Origin of the sequence: Ensifer sp. LC384 (genome assembly GCF_001695865.1) — a bacterium.
Lineage (GTDB): Bacteria > Pseudomonadota > Alphaproteobacteria > Rhizobiales > Rhizobiaceae > Ensifer.
In genome coordinates this window covers 23240-41367 of record NZ_MBST01000067.1, presented here as the reverse complement: position 1 = coordinate 41367, position 18128 = coordinate 23240, and the positions used below count along the sequence as shown (strand labels likewise).

Annotated in this window: 16 protein-coding genes; 8 read left to right on the top strand and 8 right to left on the bottom strand. The window is 63.2% G+C overall.

What is annotated here, in order from left to right; genetic code table 11:
• Positions 1-11 precede the first annotated feature (11 nt).
• The 5 genes from BC363_RS29450 to BC363_RS29430 are packed head-to-tail and all read right to left on the bottom strand — an operon-like array spanning position 12 to position 4569.
• Positions 12-1199, bottom strand: coding sequence for a thiolase family protein (locus BC363_RS29450; protein ID WP_065783033.1), 1188 nt, complete (start codon positions 1197-1199; stop codon positions 12-14).
• Complete coding sequence (locus tag BC363_RS29445; RefSeq protein ID WP_065782693.1) at positions 1183-2685, bottom strand: AMP-binding protein; 1503 nt, start codon at positions 2683-2685, stop codon at positions 1183-1185. Before BC363_RS29445 ends, BC363_RS29450 begins: the two co-directional genes overlap by 17 nt.
• A gap of 4 nt (positions 2686-2689) precedes the next feature.
• Positions 2690-3253, bottom strand: coding sequence for a biotin transporter BioY (locus tag BC363_RS29440; RefSeq protein WP_065782691.1), 564 nt, complete (start codon positions 3251-3253; stop codon positions 2690-2692).
• Positions 3254-3289: 36 nt separating this feature from the next.
• Positions 3290-3895: an energy-coupling factor transporter transmembrane protein EcfT gene (locus BC363_RS29435; protein ID WP_083223472.1), complete on the bottom strand. Its 606-nt coding sequence runs from the start codon at positions 3893-3895 to the stop codon at positions 3290-3292.
• Positions 3889-4569 carry an ABC transporter ATP-binding protein gene (locus BC363_RS29430; RefSeq protein ID WP_065782689.1) on the bottom strand — a complete coding sequence of 227 codons (681 nt, stop codon included), beginning with the start codon at positions 4567-4569 and terminating at the stop codon, positions 3889-3891. Before BC363_RS29430 ends, BC363_RS29435 begins: the two co-directional genes overlap by 7 nt.
• Positions 4570-4683: 114 nt before the next feature.
• Here BC363_RS29430 and BC363_RS29425 point away from each other — a divergent pair, with 114 nt between their 5' ends.
• Together BC363_RS29425 and tldD are read left to right on the top strand one after the other, a co-directional pair.
• On the top strand, positions 4684-5883 hold the full coding sequence (locus BC363_RS29425; RefSeq protein WP_065782687.1) for a winged helix-turn-helix domain-containing protein: 1200 nt from the start codon (positions 4684-4686) through the stop codon (positions 5881-5883).
• Positions 5884-5961: 78 nt separating this feature from the next.
• Positions 5962-7377, top strand: coding sequence for a metalloprotease TldD (gene tldD / locus BC363_RS29420; RefSeq protein WP_065783031.1), 1416 nt, complete (start codon positions 5962-5964; stop codon positions 7375-7377).
• Between the two features lie 30 nt (positions 7378-7407).
• On the opposite strand, the gene BC363_RS29415 is transcribed toward tldD, so the two are convergent.
• Entirely contained in the window at positions 7408-8667 is a 1260-nt protein-coding gene (locus BC363_RS29415; RefSeq protein WP_202618639.1) for a D-alanyl-D-alanine carboxypeptidase, read from the bottom strand.
• Between the two features lie 307 nt (positions 8668-8974).
• On the opposite strand from BC363_RS29415, the gene BC363_RS29410 reads away from it, so the two are divergent.
• The gene (locus BC363_RS29410; RefSeq protein WP_065782685.1) at positions 8975-10024 is read left to right on the top strand and encodes a polysaccharide deacetylase family protein; all 1050 of its coding nucleotides are present in this window, start codon (positions 8975-8977) and stop codon (positions 10022-10024) included.
• Between the two features lie 21 nt (positions 10025-10045).
• On the opposite strand, the gene pdxH is transcribed toward BC363_RS29410, so the two are convergent.
• A complete protein-coding gene (gene pdxH / locus BC363_RS29405; RefSeq protein ID WP_065782683.1) occupies positions 10046-10666 on the bottom strand; it encodes a pyridoxamine 5'-phosphate oxidase in 621 nt (206 codons plus the stop codon).
• Positions 10667-10806: 140 nt separating this feature from the next.
• On the opposite strand from pdxH, the gene BC363_RS29400 reads away from it, so the two are divergent.
• The 4 genes from BC363_RS29400 (at position 10807) to BC363_RS29385 (ending at position 14193) form a co-directional block, all read left to right on the top strand.
• On the top strand, positions 10807-11259 hold the full coding sequence (locus tag BC363_RS29400) for an RT0821/Lpp0805 family surface protein (protein ID WP_065782682.1): 453 nt from the start codon (positions 10807-10809) through the stop codon (positions 11257-11259).
• A 217-nt stretch (positions 11260-11476) separates the two neighbouring features.
• Entirely contained in the window at positions 11477-12535 is a 1059-nt protein-coding gene (locus BC363_RS29395; protein WP_065782681.1) for a DnaJ C-terminal domain-containing protein, read from the top strand.
• A gap of 205 nt (positions 12536-12740) precedes the next feature.
• Positions 12741-13559: an enoyl-ACP reductase FabI gene (gene fabI, locus BC363_RS29390; RefSeq protein WP_065782679.1), complete on the top strand. Its 819-nt coding sequence runs from the start codon at positions 12741-12743 to the stop codon at positions 13557-13559.
• Between the two features lie 49 nt (positions 13560-13608).
• On the top strand, positions 13609-14193 hold the full coding sequence (locus tag BC363_RS29385) for a histidine phosphatase family protein (protein ID WP_065782677.1): 585 nt from the start codon (positions 13609-13611) through the stop codon (positions 14191-14193).
• A gap of 66 nt (positions 14194-14259) precedes the next feature.
• On the opposite strand, the gene BC363_RS29380 is transcribed toward BC363_RS29385, so the two are convergent.
• Complete coding sequence (locus BC363_RS29380; protein ID WP_053250645.1) at positions 14260-14520, bottom strand: DUF1344 domain-containing protein; 261 nt, start codon at positions 14518-14520, stop codon at positions 14260-14262.
• Positions 14521-14818: 298 nt separating this feature from the next.
• On the opposite strand from BC363_RS29380, the gene BC363_RS29375 reads away from it, so the two are divergent.
• Complete coding sequence (locus BC363_RS29375) at positions 14819-17998, top strand: EAL domain-containing protein (RefSeq protein ID WP_065782675.1); 3180 nt, start codon at positions 14819-14821, stop codon at positions 17996-17998.
• Positions 17999-18128: the final 130 nt, after the last annotated feature.

The following is an 18128-nucleotide window of genomic DNA, read 5'->3' as shown; positions in this document are numbered from 1 at the left end:
CCATCAGGAAACTATTCGCTGAGCCGCAGGCTGCGGAACAGCGCCACGCTGCCCATGCCGCCGCCGATGCCCATCATCGCAAGGGCCTGCGTTTCCCGCGGGACAACCAGCATCTGCGTAAAAAGCCGCACCACGAGGATCGCGCCGGACGCGCCATAGGGGTGGCCGAGCGCAATGGCGCCGCCATCGAGATTGACCCGCTCCGGTGAAATGTCGAGTTGATCGAGACTGCCGAGCACCTGCGAGGCAAAGGCTTCATTGAACTCGATGAAGTCGATCGCGTCGACATCGAGCGCCGGATTGCGCGCCTTCAGCTTGTCCATCGCCGGAACCGGACCGAGCCCGAGCAGATCTGGGTGCACGCCCGCGGTCGCCGCGTCGACGAATTCGAGCGCGAAGGAAAGCCCCAGGCGGCGCGCTTCGGCAAGGCTGGTCACCAGAACCATCGCCGCACCGTCATTGATCGGGCAGGCATTGCCGGCGGTCACCGTGCCGTCCTTGACGAAGACGGGCTTCAGCCGCTGCAAGGTTTCGAGGGAGGCATTGGCGCGCGGGCATTCGTCCGTGTCGATGGTGCCGGCCGTGGTTTCGATCGGCACGATTTCGCGCGAGAACCGCCCGGCGAGCTGGGCGGCGACGGCGCGGCGCTGGCTTTCGAGCGCGAAGCCATCCTGTCTTTCGCGGGAAATGCCGCAGGCTGTGGCGACGTTTTCGGCGGCGACGCCCATGTCAGGGTCGCCGATCTCGTCCGGGGCCATGCGCGAGCGTTTGATCGGTTGAGGCTCGTCGCCGGGGATCGTCGGCGGCCTCAGGCGAATATGGGCGCGGCTGGCGCTCTCGGTGCCGCCGGCGAGGTAAAAGCGTCCGGCGCCCGCCTGAATGAGCCGCGCGGCAAGCGTGATGGCTTCGAGCCCGGCACCGCATTGCCTGTCGATGGTAAGGCCGGGTGTCGATACCGGAAGTCCGGCTTCGAGTGCCGCGAGCCGCCCGAGATTGCCGGCACAGTTAGCGGCGTTGCCGACAATGACATCGTCGATCGCATCCGCTGCCAGGCCGACATCGGCCAGGATGCGGGTGATCAAAGGGGCGGCGAGGCGCGCCGGTTCGATCTCTGCGAGCACGCCGCGCACGCGGCCGATCGGCGTGCGCAGGGGCGCCACGATCACCGGTGTGCGCGATGGGTCAGACGAAGGGCTCAAGGGCGTCATGTCCGTCCACAATCCATTGCTTGAGGGTGCCGGCCGCCACCTTACCAGATTGTGTCATCGGCAAGGTGCGGCAAAGCCAGATTCGACGGGGATGTTTATAGCGCGGCAGATGGTCGTCGAGATGACGGTCAAGTGCGGCACGGTCGATTGTAGCAGCATTCGGTTCGATAACGGCGACGAGCTCGCTGCCGAGGTCGGGATGATCAAGCCCGAGAACGAAGGCCGCATGCACATCCGCATGCCCGGCGAGCGTCGCCTCGACCTCCTGCGGGTAGATGTTGTTGCCGCCGGAAAGCACCATGCCGCCGGAGCGACCGACGAGATGCAATGTGCCATCGGCATCGAGGAACCCGAGGTCGCCGACGGTTGCGAGCCTGCCGACGCGCCTGAGCCCCGCACCATCCCCGGCACCGATATAGCCGTTCGAAATCAGGTCGCTGTCGACGAAGATCGTGCCGGTTTCTCCTGGTGGCAGCGTCGTTCCGCTCTCGTCGAGCACGGTGAGGCCGACGCCGGGAAAGGCGCGTCCGACGGCGGTCGCCGACGCGGTGTCGCCAGCGCCGGCGACGCTGATGAAACCGAGTTCAGAGGCACCGTAATATTCGATAATGTCAGTCTGGGGAAATGTCCTTGCCGCTGCTGCACGATCGGCCGGTGTCAGCTTGGCGCCGGCAACGGTGATCTTCTGCACCGACGTCAGTGCGTTATGCGAAGGTAATGCAGAGAACCGTCTCAGCATCGTCGGCACGAGTACGAGTCGCCTGACGTCCTGCGAGGCGATGATCTCGGACGCGCGTGCCGCATCGAAATGCGCCATGCCGACGAACTCGGCGCCGACAACCAGCGTTTCGGCAAGTGCATAGAGGGTCAGCCCGTGGGCCAGCGGGCCGGGAGCAAAGGTGCACGTGTCACTGTCGAGGCTAAAAAAGTCCTGCCCGGTCTTCAGGCTGCGTCGCCAGGATCCGCGATCGCGGACGATCGCTTTCGGCATGCCCGTGGTGCCGGAGGTGAAGACGACGAGAAACGGCTCGTCATCGGCGCCGATGGCGATCGGCGCAATGTCTTCGCTTGATACGGCGGTGAAAAACATGCCTTGGCCGGCAGCGGTGGCGTCGAGCCGCAGCCCGCCGCCGTCGGCGCGAACGACGATGTCGGGCCGCAGCAACTCACGCATGGCTTGACGCGTTGCGTCCGGCAGGTGCGGATCGATCAAGGCCACGCAATGACCGCCTGATGTTGCAGCGACGAATGCTGCGGCGAAAAAGGGATGGTTGCCGATCTCCAGAGCGATCAGCGTCGTGGTGCCGGGTAGCACGCTTTTATTCCGGGTATTTGCTGTCAACCTTCCGAAAGCGGAAACGAGCTGGCCCGCGCAAAGCACAAGCTCCCCGAATGTGAAAACCCGGCCCTCCATGCGGAAGGCCGGGGCATGCGGATTTTGTTCCGCGTGGCGCACAAGGGCGGCGGCAAAGGGCATCGGTTCAGGCGCGAACCGGCAGCAGCGGATAGCCGGCGAAGACGGCCCGTGCGGCAAGCGTCGCGATCGCGGCCTTCAGCAGGTCGCCGGGAAGGAAAGCGAGCGAACCGGTGGCGACGGTCAGGAGTGGCGCTCCGGTGACGGCCGATACCCAGGGCATGCCGATCGCGTAAAGCACGATGATGCCGCCGACGACGGAGGCGAGGAAGAAGCCGACGAACTGGCGGACTTCCGGCTGGCCCTCACGGACGAAGCGCTGCGCAATCAGGCCGGTGACGAAAGTGGCAACGACCCAGCCGAGGATAAAGCCGCCCGACGGGCCGGCAAACACGGCAAGACCGCCACGACCGCCTGATAGCACCGGCAGGCCGATGGCGACGAGCAGAAGGAACAGGAGGAAGGCGAAAGCGCCGCGCTTGGCGCCGAGAATGCAGCCGGCGAGCATAACGCCCATGGACTGTGCGGTGATCGGCACGGGAATGAAGCCGAGCGTGATCGGCGGAATGAGGCCGAGCACGACGACGATCGCGGCAAAGAGAGCGATAAGGACGAGGTCTCTGGTGTTCATGCTGTTCCTGTTCCTTGTTTATTAGGGTGTGCGAATTTATTGACGGCGAAAACCACGGGCGTCAATCGCTGCAGCGATCGTATCCGCATCTTTGAGCGTCAGGATGATCAGCGGCCCGATGATCGTCAACGGCCGCACCGGCAGCCCGCGCGCCCGGTGCGCTTCGCGAATGGCCTGGTAGCGCAAAAAAATGTCGGGCACGAAGCGCAGCACGAGCCCGAGCGCCAGACTGACATCGGCGGCACGCACCCATCCCAGGCGTTCGAAGGGCGTCAGCAGCACCGTGATCTCGTCCATGAAAGCGCCGATGGTCGTCGTCGCCGTTACCGCTGCTGCAAAAAGCACCAGTGCCATCAGCCGCAGGGTCAGCACGGCCACTTCGCTCAAGGGGAGGAGGAACAGGTTCACGGCCGCGAGAAAGGAGATCGTGAAGAAGACGAAGCCGACGCGTTTCAGCGCCTCGCGCCAGGAAAGGCCGACCGAGAGATAGAGTCCACCCGAAATCACGAACGCCGTCAGTTGCACAAGGAGCGAGCCGCTGAGGAAAAGCAGAATGCTGAGCGCCACCAGTGCCAAAAGCTTCGCGCGCACCGGAAGGCGGTGCAGCCAGCTGTTGCCCTCGATGTGCAGGCTCGTCAGCATCCGGCGATCTCATGATAATGGCGGATCGTTTCTTGCGGTGCGCCATCCGCGGCAAGCCGCCCCTCGTGGAAGAGCAACAGGCGTTCGACATTTTCGACCAGCGGCAGGTCGTGAGTGATGACGAGCGTATCTTCGTCCAGCGTCGCGATCGTGTCGGCGACGCGCCGCCGATTGCGCAGGTCGAGCTGGTTGGTCGGCTCGTCGAGGATCAGGATTTTCGGATCCGTGACGACGACGCTGGCCATGGCGATCAGCTGGGTCTCGCCGCCGGAGAGTTCATGGACCCGGCGTCGCGCCAGGTGCTCGACGCCAAAGCGCAACAGCACGGCTTGCGTCCGCTTCTCGATCTCCTCGCCCTTGAGGCCGCGATTCTTCAGGCCGAAGCCGATGTCGTCGGCAACGACGGGCATGATCAGCTGGTGCTGCGGATTCTGGAAGATGAAGCCGGCTTCGGAAAGCACGGCACGCTCGTCCTTGACCGTATCGAGGCCGTTGACGGTAACGCTGCCGAGCGAGGGTTTGACGAGGCCGTTGATCAGCCGGGCGAAGGTCGTCTTGCCGGAGCCGTTGAGGCCGATGATGCCGACGCGCCTTTCGGTGATCGTCAGCGTCAGCGGCTGCAGAGCCACCCGTTCGCCGAAGCGGACCGAGCAATCGGTAAAGCGGATGTCCATCCCGTCCCTCGCGGTTTGCGGTTTGCTCTATAGGCCAAGTCGGCGGACAAGGGCAATGCAGTTTGAATCAAGCTTCAGTTTGAAATATGGGAATAAAAGCCTATTCTTTCCGTCATGACGATTCGGCTTTCCAATAGCGATGCCCGGCGCATCTTTCTCGCAAAGCAGGGGCTTTCCGGCGCGCCGCACCGCGCGCTGGGCAAGGATGGTCTGCTGAAGCTGATCCACGACATCGGCTTCGTACAGGTCGACAGCATCGCCACGGTGGAACGCGCCCATCACCAGATCCTGTTCGCGCGCAACCAGACCTATCGTCGCGAACATCTGACATCGCTGCTCGAAGACGATCGCGAGCTGTTCGAGCACTGGACCCATGACGCCTCCATCATCCCCAGCAGCTTCTTTCGTTACTGGAAACACCGCTTCAAATGGGAAGGCGAGACCATCGTCGACCGCTGGAGCAAATGGCGTGGCGAAGGCTTTGAGAAAGGCTGCGACGAAACCTACGAGCGCATTGCCAAGGGCGGGCCGGTGCTTGCCCGCGATCTCAAGGAAGCCGAGCACGAGTCCGGCGGCTGGTGGAACTGGCACCCGTCGAAGACCGCGCTTGAGGTGCTGTGGCGCACCGGCAGACTGGCAATCGCCCGGCGCGAGAATTTCCAGAAAGTCTACGACCTGACAGAACGCGTGATCCCGCCGCACCACTGGGATGGCGAGGTGGAGCACCACGAGTTCATCGACTGGGCCTGCCGCAGCGCACTGGAACGGCTGGGTTTTGCCACCCATGGCGAAATTGCCGCCTTCTGGGATCTGGTCTCTCCCGACGAGGCAAAGACCTGGGTTGCAGAGCGTCGCGACGAGCTGGTCGAGGTGTTGATCGAGCCGATCGACGGCGGCAAACCGCGGTCGTCCTACGCGCTTGCCGGCTTTCCCGACGAGCTTGGCGACATTCCCGATCCACCGGGCCGCGTGCGCGTCTTGAGCCCGTTCGATCCTTTGCTGCGCGACCGCAATCGCGCCGAGCGGCTGTTCGGCTTCTTCTATCGCATCGAGATCTTCGTGCCCGAGCCGAAGCGGGAATATGGCTATTATGTCTTCCCGCTGATCGAGGGCGACCGCCTGATCGGCCGCATCGACATGAAGGCCGATCGCAAGCGCGGCAGCCTCGACGTGCGTCGGCTCTGGCTGGAGCGCGGGATCAAGCCGTCTTCCGGTCGCATGGAGCGCATCGATGCGGAACTCGAACGCGTCGCCCGCTTTACCGGCGTCGAGCGTATCGAACGCCTCGATGGCTGGAACGCTTCGCTCGCCTGATCGAGATTTCCCTTGGCTTGAACCGTCGGCCTTCCTAAATGAAGGCCAACGAATTTTATGACGCGGGAGCGCACGACCATGAACACCGACCTGATGAGCCTCTTCGATGCCGACGAGGCGGCGATCCGCAAGGTTCTGTCGGAGACGCTTGCCGGCGCCGACGATGGCGAACTGTTTCTCGAGCATGCCCAGGCCGAAGTGCTCTCCTTCGACAACGGCCGCCTGAAGGGCGGCAGCTTCAACACCGATCAGGGGTTTGGTCTGCGCGCCGTTGCGGGCGAATCTGTCGGCTATGCGCACGCCGGCGAATTGTCGTTGGCCGCACTTCGCCGTGCGGCGGATGCTGTCGGCCAGGTGACGCGCGGTTATGCGGGCTCCTATGCGGCGGCGCCGCAACGCACCAACAAGAAGCTCTATGGCGACGAGAACCCGATCGGCGAGCCGAGCTTCGAGGCGAAGGTCGCGCTCCTGCAGGAAATCGACGCCTATCTGCGCGCGAGCGACCCCAAGGTCCGGCAGGTGACGGCCTCGATTGCCGCGAGCTGGCAGCTCGTCGATATCCTGCGCGCCGACGGCCACCGGGTTCAGGACATCAGGCCGATGACGCGCATCAACATCTCGGTGGTCGCCGGCGATGGCGACCGCCAGGAAAGCGGCTCCTACGGCATCGGCGGGCGTCGCGGCTTCGGCGACTTCATCACCGAGGAAAACTGGAAGAAGGGCGCCGACGAGGCGCTGCGCCAGGCGCTCGTCAATCTGGATGCGATCGACGCGCCGGCCGGCACCATGGACGTGGTGCTGGCCTCGGGCTGGCCGGGCGTGATGCTGCACGAAGCCGTCGGCCACGGCCTTGAAGGCGACTTCAACCGCAAGAAGACCTCGGCCTTTGCCGGTTTGCTCGGCGAACAGGTCGCTGCAAGGGGCGTCACCGTCGTCGACGACGGCACGATCGAGGCGCGTCGCGGCTCGATCTCGATCGACGATGAGGGCACGCCATCGGGCTACAACGTGCTGATCGAGGACGGCAAGCTCGTCGGCTACATGCAGGATCGCCAGAACGCCCGCCTGATGGGCATGCAGCCGACCGGCAACGGCCGGCGCCAGGGTTATGCCCACGTGCCGATGCCGCGCATGACCAACACCTACATGCTGTCCGGCGACCGGACGCCTGAGGAAATCATCGCCTCGGTGAAAAGAGGCATCTATGCCGTCTCCTTCGGCGGCGGCCAGGTGGACATCACCTCCGGCAAGTTCGTCTTCGGCTGCACCGAGGCCTACATGATCGAGAACGGCAAGATCGGCGCGCCGGTCAAGGGCGCGATGCTGATCGGCAATGGCCCCGATGCAATGAAGCGCGTGACGATGGTCGGCAACGACACCAAGCTCGACACCGGCATCGGCAATTGCGGCAAGGCCGGGCAGTGGGTGCCGGTCGGCGTCGGCCAGCCGCATCTGCGCATGGACCAGATCACCGTGGGCGGCACGCAGGCCTAACGCCGATGGCGTTCTCCGCGTGGCCCTCCGTTAGCCTCGCGCGGGCAGCAGCATGCAGTCGTAGGAACGCTTCTTCAGCCTCTCGCAGGCGGAGGCTGCCGCGTCGCGGCTGCTGAAGCCGACGAAGCGGGCGCGATAGACGGTGCCGGCACCTTTGCCGACCGCTTCCGTATAGGGAGAGGCTTCCGCCAGCATGTCACCACCGACCATTTGCGCCTGTGCCAGTAGCGCACGGGCGGCCTCGGCCGATGGTGCCGCCGAGATCTGGATCTGCCAGCGGCCGGCGGCTGGAACGGCGGCGCTGGTTTCGACTTCGACCATGGCCGTCGGCCGCTCGGCCGGGACGATCGCTGCTGATGACGCTGCAATCAATGCCGCAACGCTGTCGCCTTTGGCGCGATGCGGCGCCGTATAGGGTAGCGGTACGTCCGACATCGTTGCGGCGGACACGACCTCGACTGCAGTCGTGCTGCGCGTCTTGGATGCGGCCACGAACTGGCGGCCGTTGGACGCCTTGCCGACATGGCGGTTCAGCAGGGCCGCCATCCTGTCGTCGCGGCTGCGCGCCGTGCGCCCGCCCATCACGACGCCGATGACGCGGCGGTTGCCGTCCCTGACGGCGCTGACCAGATTGAAGCCCGAGGCATTGGTGTACCCGGTCTTGATCCCGTCCATGCCGTCATAGCGGTACATCAGGTTGTTGTGGCCGCGGATCTTGCGGCCGCGGAACGTAAAGCTCGGCGTGGAAAACAGCCGGTACTCCCTTGGGTAGTCGCGCATCAGCGCAACGGCCAGCGTCGACATATCGCGCGCGGTCGTCACCTGCTTGCTTGCGGGCAGACCGGATGCATTGATGAACACCGTGCGGCTCATACCCAGCTGGCGGGCCCTGGCGGTCATTTTCCTGGCGAAGTTCTGCTCCGAACCGCCGAGCTTTTCACTCATCGCCGCGGCTGCGTCGTTGGCCGAACGAACGATCATGCCATAGACCGCCTCGCGCACGGTGATCGTGCTGCCAGGCTTCAAGCCCAGCTTCATCGGCGGCTTGGCGGCCGCCGCCTTCGACACCTTGATCTTGCTGTCCCAGCTGATGTCGCCGCGCCGAAGCGCCTCGAAGGTGAGATACAGCGTCATCATCTTTGTGAGCGACGCCGGGTGGTTCAACGTATCCGCATTTTCCGACGACAGGACCTTGCCCGTGCGTGCATCGAGCACCAACGAAGCGCTGCCGGCAAATGCCGTCGCAGACCCCAACGCGAGGGCGCACATCGCCAGCAGCAGGCGGCGGATAGTTTTCATGTCGGTCCCCATCGAAATGCGCCGTCGGGCAGGCCCACAGCTGTGTCGTTTTGCGACAAGGCCGTGTCTTTGCTGCAACTTTGAGGCAGAATGCGCTTTTTCCCTGCGACTTTCGTCGGGGTGGTAAACCAAAAATTAACGCCACCGTCCTTCAGCAAGGTTTAACGCTCGCGCCGTTAACCTCCATGGTGGCGCGCCAGATCTGACGCGCAAAGGACGCTGCAACACCTTTCCCTTGAAGCAATGTTGATCAAGAGACTTGTGCAGCAGCCGATAGGGCTGGATTGAATGGACTGATATGGCGGGCGGTATCACGGCAGGCATCAAGACGAGGACGCGACGCGCGGCGATCGCCGGCGGGCTCGAGCTGGCAGGCGGTCTAAGCCGCGCCGGCCTGATGGCGGATGCGCGCGGACGCGGCGCCATCTTCACCCTGCATCACGTCCGGCCGCCGGTTGCTCGTGCTTTTGATCCGAACGCTCATCTCGAAATCACCCCGGAGTTTCTCGATACGGCGATCGCCCAGTTGAAGCGGGGCGGCTATCGCTTCATCGCGCTCGACGACCTGCCGACGGCGCTTGTCGACAAGGACAATGCGCCCTTCGCCTGCTTCACCCTCGACGACGGTTACCGCAACAATCTCGACCATGCCCTGCCAGTCTTCACGCGGCACGGCATACCGTTCACCGTTTTCGTGACCGGCGGGTTCGTCGACCGCACACATACGCTCTGGTGGGAAACGCTGGCCGACCTGCTGTCAGCAACAAGCCGGTTCCGGTTCGATTTCGGTAGCGGCGTAGAGGTGCTGGAGGTTGAAAGCGCCGCGGACAAGCAGGCGGTGTTTGGCCGCATGGCCGGCTATATCCACAGCCGTGATGAAAGCTCTGCCGTCGCCGCGCTCGACGCGACGGCACTGCAGCATGGGATCGATGCTGCGGCGATCGCCAAAGCGCTGACGCTTGATGAAACCGGTCTCCGTTGCCTCATTGAAAGTCCGCTCGCCAGCCTCGGGGCGCACACGATCAGTCACCGCGCGGTCGCGCGGCTCAGCGAAGATCATGCCGTCCAAGAGATCGAGGCGTCCGCCGCCCGCATCGAAGCGATTGCGGGCAAGAGACCGCGCAGCTTTGCCTATCCCTACGGTGATCGCCCGGCTGTCTCGCCGCGCGATCACAGGCTTGTCGCCGATCTGGGGTTTACGATCGCCGTCACCACCATGCCGGGCACAATAGCGGAGGCGGCGGCGTTGCATGCCTTGCCGCGCATTTCGCTCAACGGCCACTTCCAGCGCGCCCGTTATGTCTCGGCGCTCGCCTCGGGGATTCCGTTTCGGCTCGCACGCGGTTAGCCACAGCGGGGGGATCGCCCGTCAGGGGTACATCCGCACCTTTTCCCAGCCGCCTTCGGGTACATCGCGGCGAAACTCCAGGCGGTCGTGCAGCCGGAACGGCCGGTCGTGCCAGAACTCGATCGAGGTCGGACGGATGCGAAAGCCGGACCAGTATTCCGGACGGGGGATTTCGCCGAGCGCATGGCGGGCGGTAAATTCGGCAACCGCCTTTTCGAGCGCGAAGCGGCTTTCGAGCGGGCGGGACTGTTTCGACGCCCAGGCGCCGATGCGGCTGCCGCGTGGGCGCGACTTGAAATACTCGTCCGCCTCGGCCTCCGAGACGATTTCGACGGGTCCGCGCACCCGCACCTGGCGCCGGAGCGACTTCCAGTGAAAACACATGGCGGCCTTCCGGGAGCTGAGAATTTCGCGGCCCTTCTGGCTCTCGAAATTGGTGTAGAAGACGAAGCCGCGTTCGTCGAAATCCTTGAGCAGAACCATGCGCACATTCGGCAGTCCATCGGGGTCGACGGTCGCCAGCGCCACGGCGTTCGGGTCGTTGATCTCGCTGCCTTCCGCGTCTTTCAGCCATGTGCCGAAAAGGGAAAAGGGCTCATTTGCTTCCGTGAAGTCACCGCTTGTTAACTCATTCACCGCCATATTGCCTTCTAACGCCGTGATGTCTGGCGCGGAAACGCTTCGGGATGAGCCCGATCGGTGTTTCCGCATCGAAAATGTCAGAGCCTGCTTGTTGACTTCCTCGGGAAACGTGCGGCTCTTGCGAGTCTGACAGGATTGCCGTGCAAGACATAGCAAAGTGGATCGATGGCAAGAAGGGGTATTCCTTCTCAGTGATGCGTGGCGCGGCAATTTGCCTGCCAGTGCTCATCCTGTCTGGTTGCATGGGAGCCGGCTTCGACATGTTCGGCAGCGGCGTCGATCGCACGGTTTCGACAGGCACCGTTCCCGTTGCCAAGACCTCCGATGGCCTTTCCGATGCGGTCCTGGTTCGCAACGCGGTCACCTCAGCCGAACTCGGGCAGGGGTCGCTCAACCCTATTCCCTGGGCCAATTCGTCTTCCGGCAGCGCCGGCGTCATCAGCAGCATTCAGGAAGACAATGCCAGCGGCATGCTTTGCCGCCGGTTCACCACGACCCGCCACTCCTATGAGGGCATCGCCAAGTTCGACGGCAGCACCTGCCAGTTCGGCGATGGAGAGTGGTACCTCACCAGCTTCGGCCCGCGTGCCTGAAATCCTGTGTTAACCACATTTCGGCAAACCACAGCAGGAACGGCTCGATCTGCGTTTTGAACTGGTCCGCCGTTCCTCTCGGCTAACCGATATTTAGCAAGTTCTGCCCATCCTCGCCCGTGAACGGGACATGCCATCCTTGCGCTTGGTCCCCGGTTTTGAGGCATAAGGCGGGCATCCGGGAGAGGCCGCCGATCAGAGAAAATGGTAGCAAGCCATGCGTGATCCCTATGCAATCCTCGGCGTCCGGCGCACTGCCGGTCAGGACGAAATCAAGGCGGCGTGGCGCTCGGTCGCCAAGGCGATCCATCCCGACCACAATCAGGACGACCCGACGGCCGCCGAGCGCTTCGCCGAGGCCGGCAAGGCCTATGAGCTGCTGCGCGACCCGAAGCTGAGAAGCCGCTACGACTATGCCCGGCGTGAAGCCGAGCTGCGCCGCATGGAGGCGATGAAGGCGAAGCTGCGCGGCTCAGAGCCGGAGGAGCAGCCGGTCGACGCGGAAACCGCCGAGGAGGCGGTCTCGCAGATTTTTGGCACGGAGACGCGTGCAAGAACCGCCAAGCCTGCCCCGAAGCCGGCTGCGACGAAGGCCCCGGAAAGACCCGCTGTGGCTCCCGAGCCGAAGCCTGAACCCGCCAGCGAGCCGAAGCAGGAGGCGGTCGCCAAGACGGAGCCGCCGCTGATGCAGCGCGCCGCAGCACCGGCCGCGGAACTCGTCGCTGCCATCGTCAGGCGTATTCGTGGCCGGGCGGCCAAGACCGCCGATAAGGTTCCTGATCTCTCTGTCGATCTGACTGTGACCATCCAGGATCTGATCGATCGTCAACGCCTGTCCCTGGAATTGCCCGATGGTGAAACCGTCAAGGTCCAGATACCGCCGGGTGCCGTCGACGGACAGACGGTCCGCCTGGCAGAGCAGGGGTACCGCGTCACCGGCATGACGCGCGGCGATGTCGTCGTCACCCTGCGTGTCGACCAGAACGGTTCCTTCCGCACCAATGGGCTGGACCTGTTGACGACGTTGCCCGTCGATCTGCAGAGCGCCGTCCTGGGCTGCGAGCATGTCATCGCCACGCCGGTCGGCGAGGTGACGGTCGTGGTCCCGGCCTGGTCCGGCTCCGACAAGGTCATCCGCATCGAAGGCTTCGGGCTGCCGGGTGCCTATGGCGCGCGCGGCGATCTGCTGGTCGAATTGCGGCTCGTCTTGCGCGACACGCCGGACGACAAGGTCACCGACCTGATGAAATCGCTGCGCGACGGCCTTTATTTGTGACGGATTGTTGACACGCTGAACCAATATTACGGGGACTAACAGTTCCTGATCTCGGCCGCGCTTGAACCACCGGGGCGGCTATGCCATAGGCAATTCTCGACAATTTGCCGCACGTGCGCCGACAGCGCCGGTCTGGCGTTTTTGAATTTTGTGAAGTCTGGCGTCGGCCGTCGTCGATGCCGGCAGACAGTATTGGGGACAATGCATGGCTCAGGCATCGGGTTTGATGAAGGGCAAGCGTGGCGTCATCATGGGCGTCGCGAATAATCGTTCGATCGCATGGGGGATCGCAAAGGCCATCCATGCCCAAGGCGGCGAAGTTGCGCTTACCTATCAGGGCGATGCACTGAAGAAGCGCGTCGAGCCGCTCTTGGCGGAAATCGACGGCTTCATGGCGGGCCACTGCGACGTCAGCGACGAAGCCTCCATCGATGAGGTTTTCTCTACGCTTGAAAAGCATTGGGGCAAGATCGACTTCGTCGTTCACGCGATCGGCTTCTCCGACAAGGACGAATTGACCGGACGCTACGTCGACACGTCGCCGGAAAACTTCGCCAAGACGATGCAGATCTCGGTCTATTCCTTCACCTCGGTTGCCCGTCGCGCTGAAAAGCTGATGACGGACGGTGGCTCGATGCTGACGCTGACCTACTACGGCGCCGAGAAGGTCATGCCGAACTACAACGTCATGGGTGTCGCCAAGGCTGCGCTCGAAGCGAGCGTCAAGTATTTGGCGGTCGACCTCGGTCCGAAGAACATTCGCGTCAACGCGATCTCTGCCGGCCCGATCAAGACGCTGGCCGCCTCCGGTATTGGCGATTTCCGCTATATCCTGAAGTGGAACGAGTACAACGCACCGCTGCGTCGCACCGTCACCATCGAGGAAGTGGGCGATGTCGGCCTCTACATGCTGTCCGACCTGTCGCGCTCGGTCACGGGTGAAGTCCACCACGCCGACAGCGGCTACCATGTCGTCGGTATGAAGGCTGTCGACGCTCCGGATATCTCCGTCATCAAGGATTGATCGGCGCCGCCCACCGGCCCGAACAGCCTCCTGCCCGGAGCGAGATGTTGTGCTGATCTATGTGATCCGTCACGGACAAACGGACTGGAATGCGGAAAGCCGCCTCCAGGGGCAGAAGGACATCCCCCTCAACGACACCGGTCGCCAGCAGGCGACCGGAAACGGGATTGCGCTTGGCGCGATCCTCGGGGCCGACGCCGCGCAGTTCGACTTTGTCGCCAGCCCGCTCGGTCGCACCCGTGAAACCATGGAACGCCTTCGCCGGGCCATGGATCTCGACCCCACCGCCTACCGCACCGATGACCGGCTGAAGGAAGTCTCCTTCGGCGATTGGGAAGGCTTCACGCTGCCGGAGTTGAAGCGGTCCGTGCCGGAGCGCATTGCCGAGCGACGCAAGGTGAAATGGGATTTCATCCCGCCCGGCGATGACGCCGAAAGCTACGAGATCCTGTCCTGGCGGGTTGCCGCATGGCTCAAGGGCGTGAACAAGCCGACGGTCTGTGTCAGCCACGGCGGCGTCATCCGGGCGCTGTTCAAGCTTTTTGGTGAGATGGACGAAGATGAGGCGGCTACCGCTGCCATCCCGCAAGATCGTCTGTTGCGCATTGCCGGGAACACGATCGGCTGGATCTGAGGCTTCGGCGTGCCGGGTCAGTACACCCCCGCCCCTCGAGGGGCGGGACTTGGCTCTTAAATGGTCCTACTGGACGATTTCCAGGTCGTTGATCACGCGCTTGCCGTCGACCTCGGTATAGAACACGAGAACCTTTACGCCGGCGGTGAGACCTTCGAAGTTGAATTCTTCAGGCGCCTGGTAGCTCTTGCCGTCGTCGAGCTGGAGGCTGAGGCGATCGGTATCGACGCCGGTGATGACAGCCTCCACGTCGGCACTTTCGGCAAGGGCCGACAAAGGCGAAAGCAAGCCGGCGGTGGCCATGAGCGCGGCAATGACAAAACGCATCTTTCTTGCCCTCTTCAATGTATCTGCGATTCTTCTTGTCATCACCCTTTGATCCCCGATTGTGGCAAAAATTGCCTTGCACCGTAGCTTTTGACAGGCATTTCCCCCGTTTTTGGGGCTGCCCGGCCGGTCGAGGGAGACTGAACGCCAAACGTGCAGTTTTCAAGCGTTCTGCCGGTGGCGCCGGCGGTGCTTCCGTATTGTATCCCCATGAATTGTAGGGTTTTCCAAAGAAATGTGACGAAAGCCAATCTTAAGACTCGATCGCTACCTTCGGTTGGGGATCGAGGGGAATAGAGTGAAGATTGTTGACGTTCTGCGCCAACGCATTCGGGCGGCAGCCAGATTTGCGAAACCGTCGCTGATACCGGCTGCCATTGCCGGTATCGTCGTCTTCAGCGGCGGCCACGTCTATGAGCGCCAAAACCGCGAAAACTTCCGAAGCGATCTGAGGATCGACGTCGAGAATGAACTGAACCTCATTGCCAATCGGCTCCAGGCGGAGGTCAACACCAACATCGCTGCCCTCAACGGTTTCGCCAACAGCATCGGCGTTCATCCTGAGATGACCGCCGACGATTTCACGATCATGTCGACCAAGCTCTTGCTGCAGAACCCGCAGATGGTGCGCGCGTCGGCGGCCCCTGGCGGCGTCGTTCGCATCGCCTTTCCCCGCGAAAGCCAGCAATGGTTCGTCGGCACCGACTTCAGCAAGTTCGGGGCGACCCGCCGGGCGGTAGAAAGGGCGTCATCCACGGTGAAGCCGGTCATGATCGGTCCTATCCGACTGCCGAGCGGACGCGACGGCTTTGAACTTTTCCTGCCCGTCTTCGCCAAGATCCAGGGCCGCATGGAACGATGGGGCTATGTCGAAGCAATCATCGATGAAAGAGCCCTTTATCGATCCGCCCGCCTGCTTGAGGAAGTTGTCGAAACGCCGGAGTTCACCGGTAACCACCGCCATGTCGATGTACATCTCGCGATTCGCGACGTTTCGGAGCCGGAGCGCATCCAGGATGCCTTCTTCGGCGATGACGGTGTCTTTCGAGCGGCGCCGGCCAAGCGCCAACTCGTTCTGCCTGGCGGCGTCTGGGAGTTGGCGGCAACACCGATCGGTGGCTGGGAACAGTTGCCCGAAAACAGCAAAGACCTGCGGCTGGCGATTGCGGCAGCGCTCGCCGTCGTCGTCATTCCCATCCTGCTGACGGGCGGCCTGGTCAACGAGCGCCAGCGCAACATCGCCAAGCTCAGGGCGCGTGAAGGCGAAGTGATGACGCTTTCGCATCGCCTCAACCTGGCGCTCGAGGCCTCCAAGATCGGTGTATGGGAAATCGACCAGGCAACGCAGGAGCGCTCCTGGGACGAGCGCATGTTCCATCTGCATGGGCTTAGCGTCCATGATGATGAGCCGACCTACGATGAATGGCGCTCGACCGTGCACCCGGATGATGCCGGGATCGCCGCCAACGCGCTCTTCCGCAGCCTCGATGAGGGCCTGGAGTACCGGTCCCAGTATCGGGTGGTGGTAGCTGACGGCAACATACGCCATATCCGCAACGTCGGTTCCGGCCATCAGGGGGTCGACGGTCGCTCGAAGATCACCGGCATCAGCTGGGACGTGACCGATGACGTTTTGAAGAGCGAAAGGTTGGGGGCTGCCAAGGCCCAGGTTGACCAGCAGAACCTGGAACTCGAGCAGGCCCTGAAGGGGCTTTACGAGCGCGAGCAGGATCTTGAGAAACTATCGCGTCGGCTCGATCTGGCGCTCGATTCCTATCGTTGCGGCATGTGGGAGGCCGATCTCGACAGCAACGTCACCTATTGGGACGAGCGTATGCACCAGCTCTACGGGCTGGCCTATACCGATGGCGCCACCACCGAAGAAACCTGGCTCAATGCGTTGCATCCGGACGATCGCGGATCCGCACTGTCAGCCGTCAATACGGCGATCGGTGCCCGCGAAACCTATGTCCACCAGTCCCGCGTGGTTCTGGCGGAAGGTACCGTTCGCCACATTCGCTCGGTCGGCAAGTTGCATGTCTCGCCGGAGGGGCGCAGGAAGCTGGTCGGCATCGCGCTTGATGTCACCGACGACGTGGTGATGACCGAGCAATTGCGCGCCGCCAAGGCGATGGCCGACGCCAAGAATGCCGAGCTCGAACAGGCGCGGATCCGCATCGAACACAATTCGCTGCACGATCCGCTGACCGGCCTCGGCAATCGCCGCATGCTGGACAAGGCGCTTGAGCGCCTGACCGGCCAGAGCGCCGATGCGCCCCAGAGTATCGCCATCCTTCACATCGACCTTGATCGTTTCAAGCAGATCAACGACACGCTCGGCCACGCGGCCGGCGATGCGATGCTTGTTCATGCGTCAGAGATCCTGCGCTCCAACATTGCGCCTGCTGATATCGTGGCGCGCATCGGCGGCGACGAATTCGTCGTCGTCGTAACCGGCGCGCCGGGCGATGCGGCACTTGCGGCGCTGTGCGACCGGATCATCGCGGAAATGCGCCAACCCGTCGATTACAACGGGTTTCCCTGTCGCTTCGGGGTCAGCATCGGCGTTGCCGTGGCGCGCCAGGCGCACGCCGACGCGCGCAAGCTTCTCGTCAATGCCGACATGGCGCTCTATCGCGCGAAGGAGAACGGCCGCAACCGCTATCAGTTCTTCACCCAGATCCTCCAAGCCGAAGTCGTCACCGCCAAGCGCGTAGCCGATGAAATCCTCGAGGGCATCGAGCGCGACGAGTTCGTGCCCTGGTACCAGCCGCAATTCGATGCCTCGACATTGGCGCTCTCCGGCGTTGAGGCGCTCATCCGCTGGCGCCATCCGCGCCAGGGCATTCTGACGCCGGACAAGTTCCTGGCGATCGCCGATGAACTGAACGTCACCGCGGCCCTCGACCGCCTCGTCCTGGAGAAATCGCTGGCCGACCAGATGCGATGGGCGGCCGCCGGCCTGCGGGTTCCGAAGATTTCCGTCAATGTGTCGGCCAAGCGCCTGCAGGACGAGCGGCTGCTCGCCTCGCTCGAGGGCCTGAGCATCGTGCCGGGGCAGCTTTCCTTCGAACTGGTGGAATCCATCTTCCTCGATGAAAGCGACGATATCGTCACCGCCAACATCGAGGGCATCAAGAAGCTCGGCATCGACATCGAGATCGACGACTTCGGCACCGGCCATACGTCGATCGTCAGCCTACTCAAGATCAAGCCGAAGCGGCTGAAGATTGACCGGCAGCTCGTGATTCCGGTGCTCAGCGCCCGTACCGAACAGGCGCTGATCCGGTCGATCATCGACATTGCCCGTTCGCTCGGCATCGAGACTGTGGCCGAGGGGGTGGAGACCATGGCTCATGCCGAAATGCTCGGCATTCTCGGCTGCGATCTGCTACAGGGCTATGCCTTCTCCAAGCCGCTGAGCGCGGAGAGCTTCTTGGCATTCGCGACGGAGCGGGGGCTCAGGCTCGCCTCCTGATGCGGGCGCAAAGGCAGAGTGGATGTCCCGCAAAAGCCTGTGGCGGTGTTGCGGGACATGCATAAGAACAGGAGCCGACGGGCAACAAGCGAATCCTAGAGATCGCGACGCGCTTTAGCGGTGATCGGAA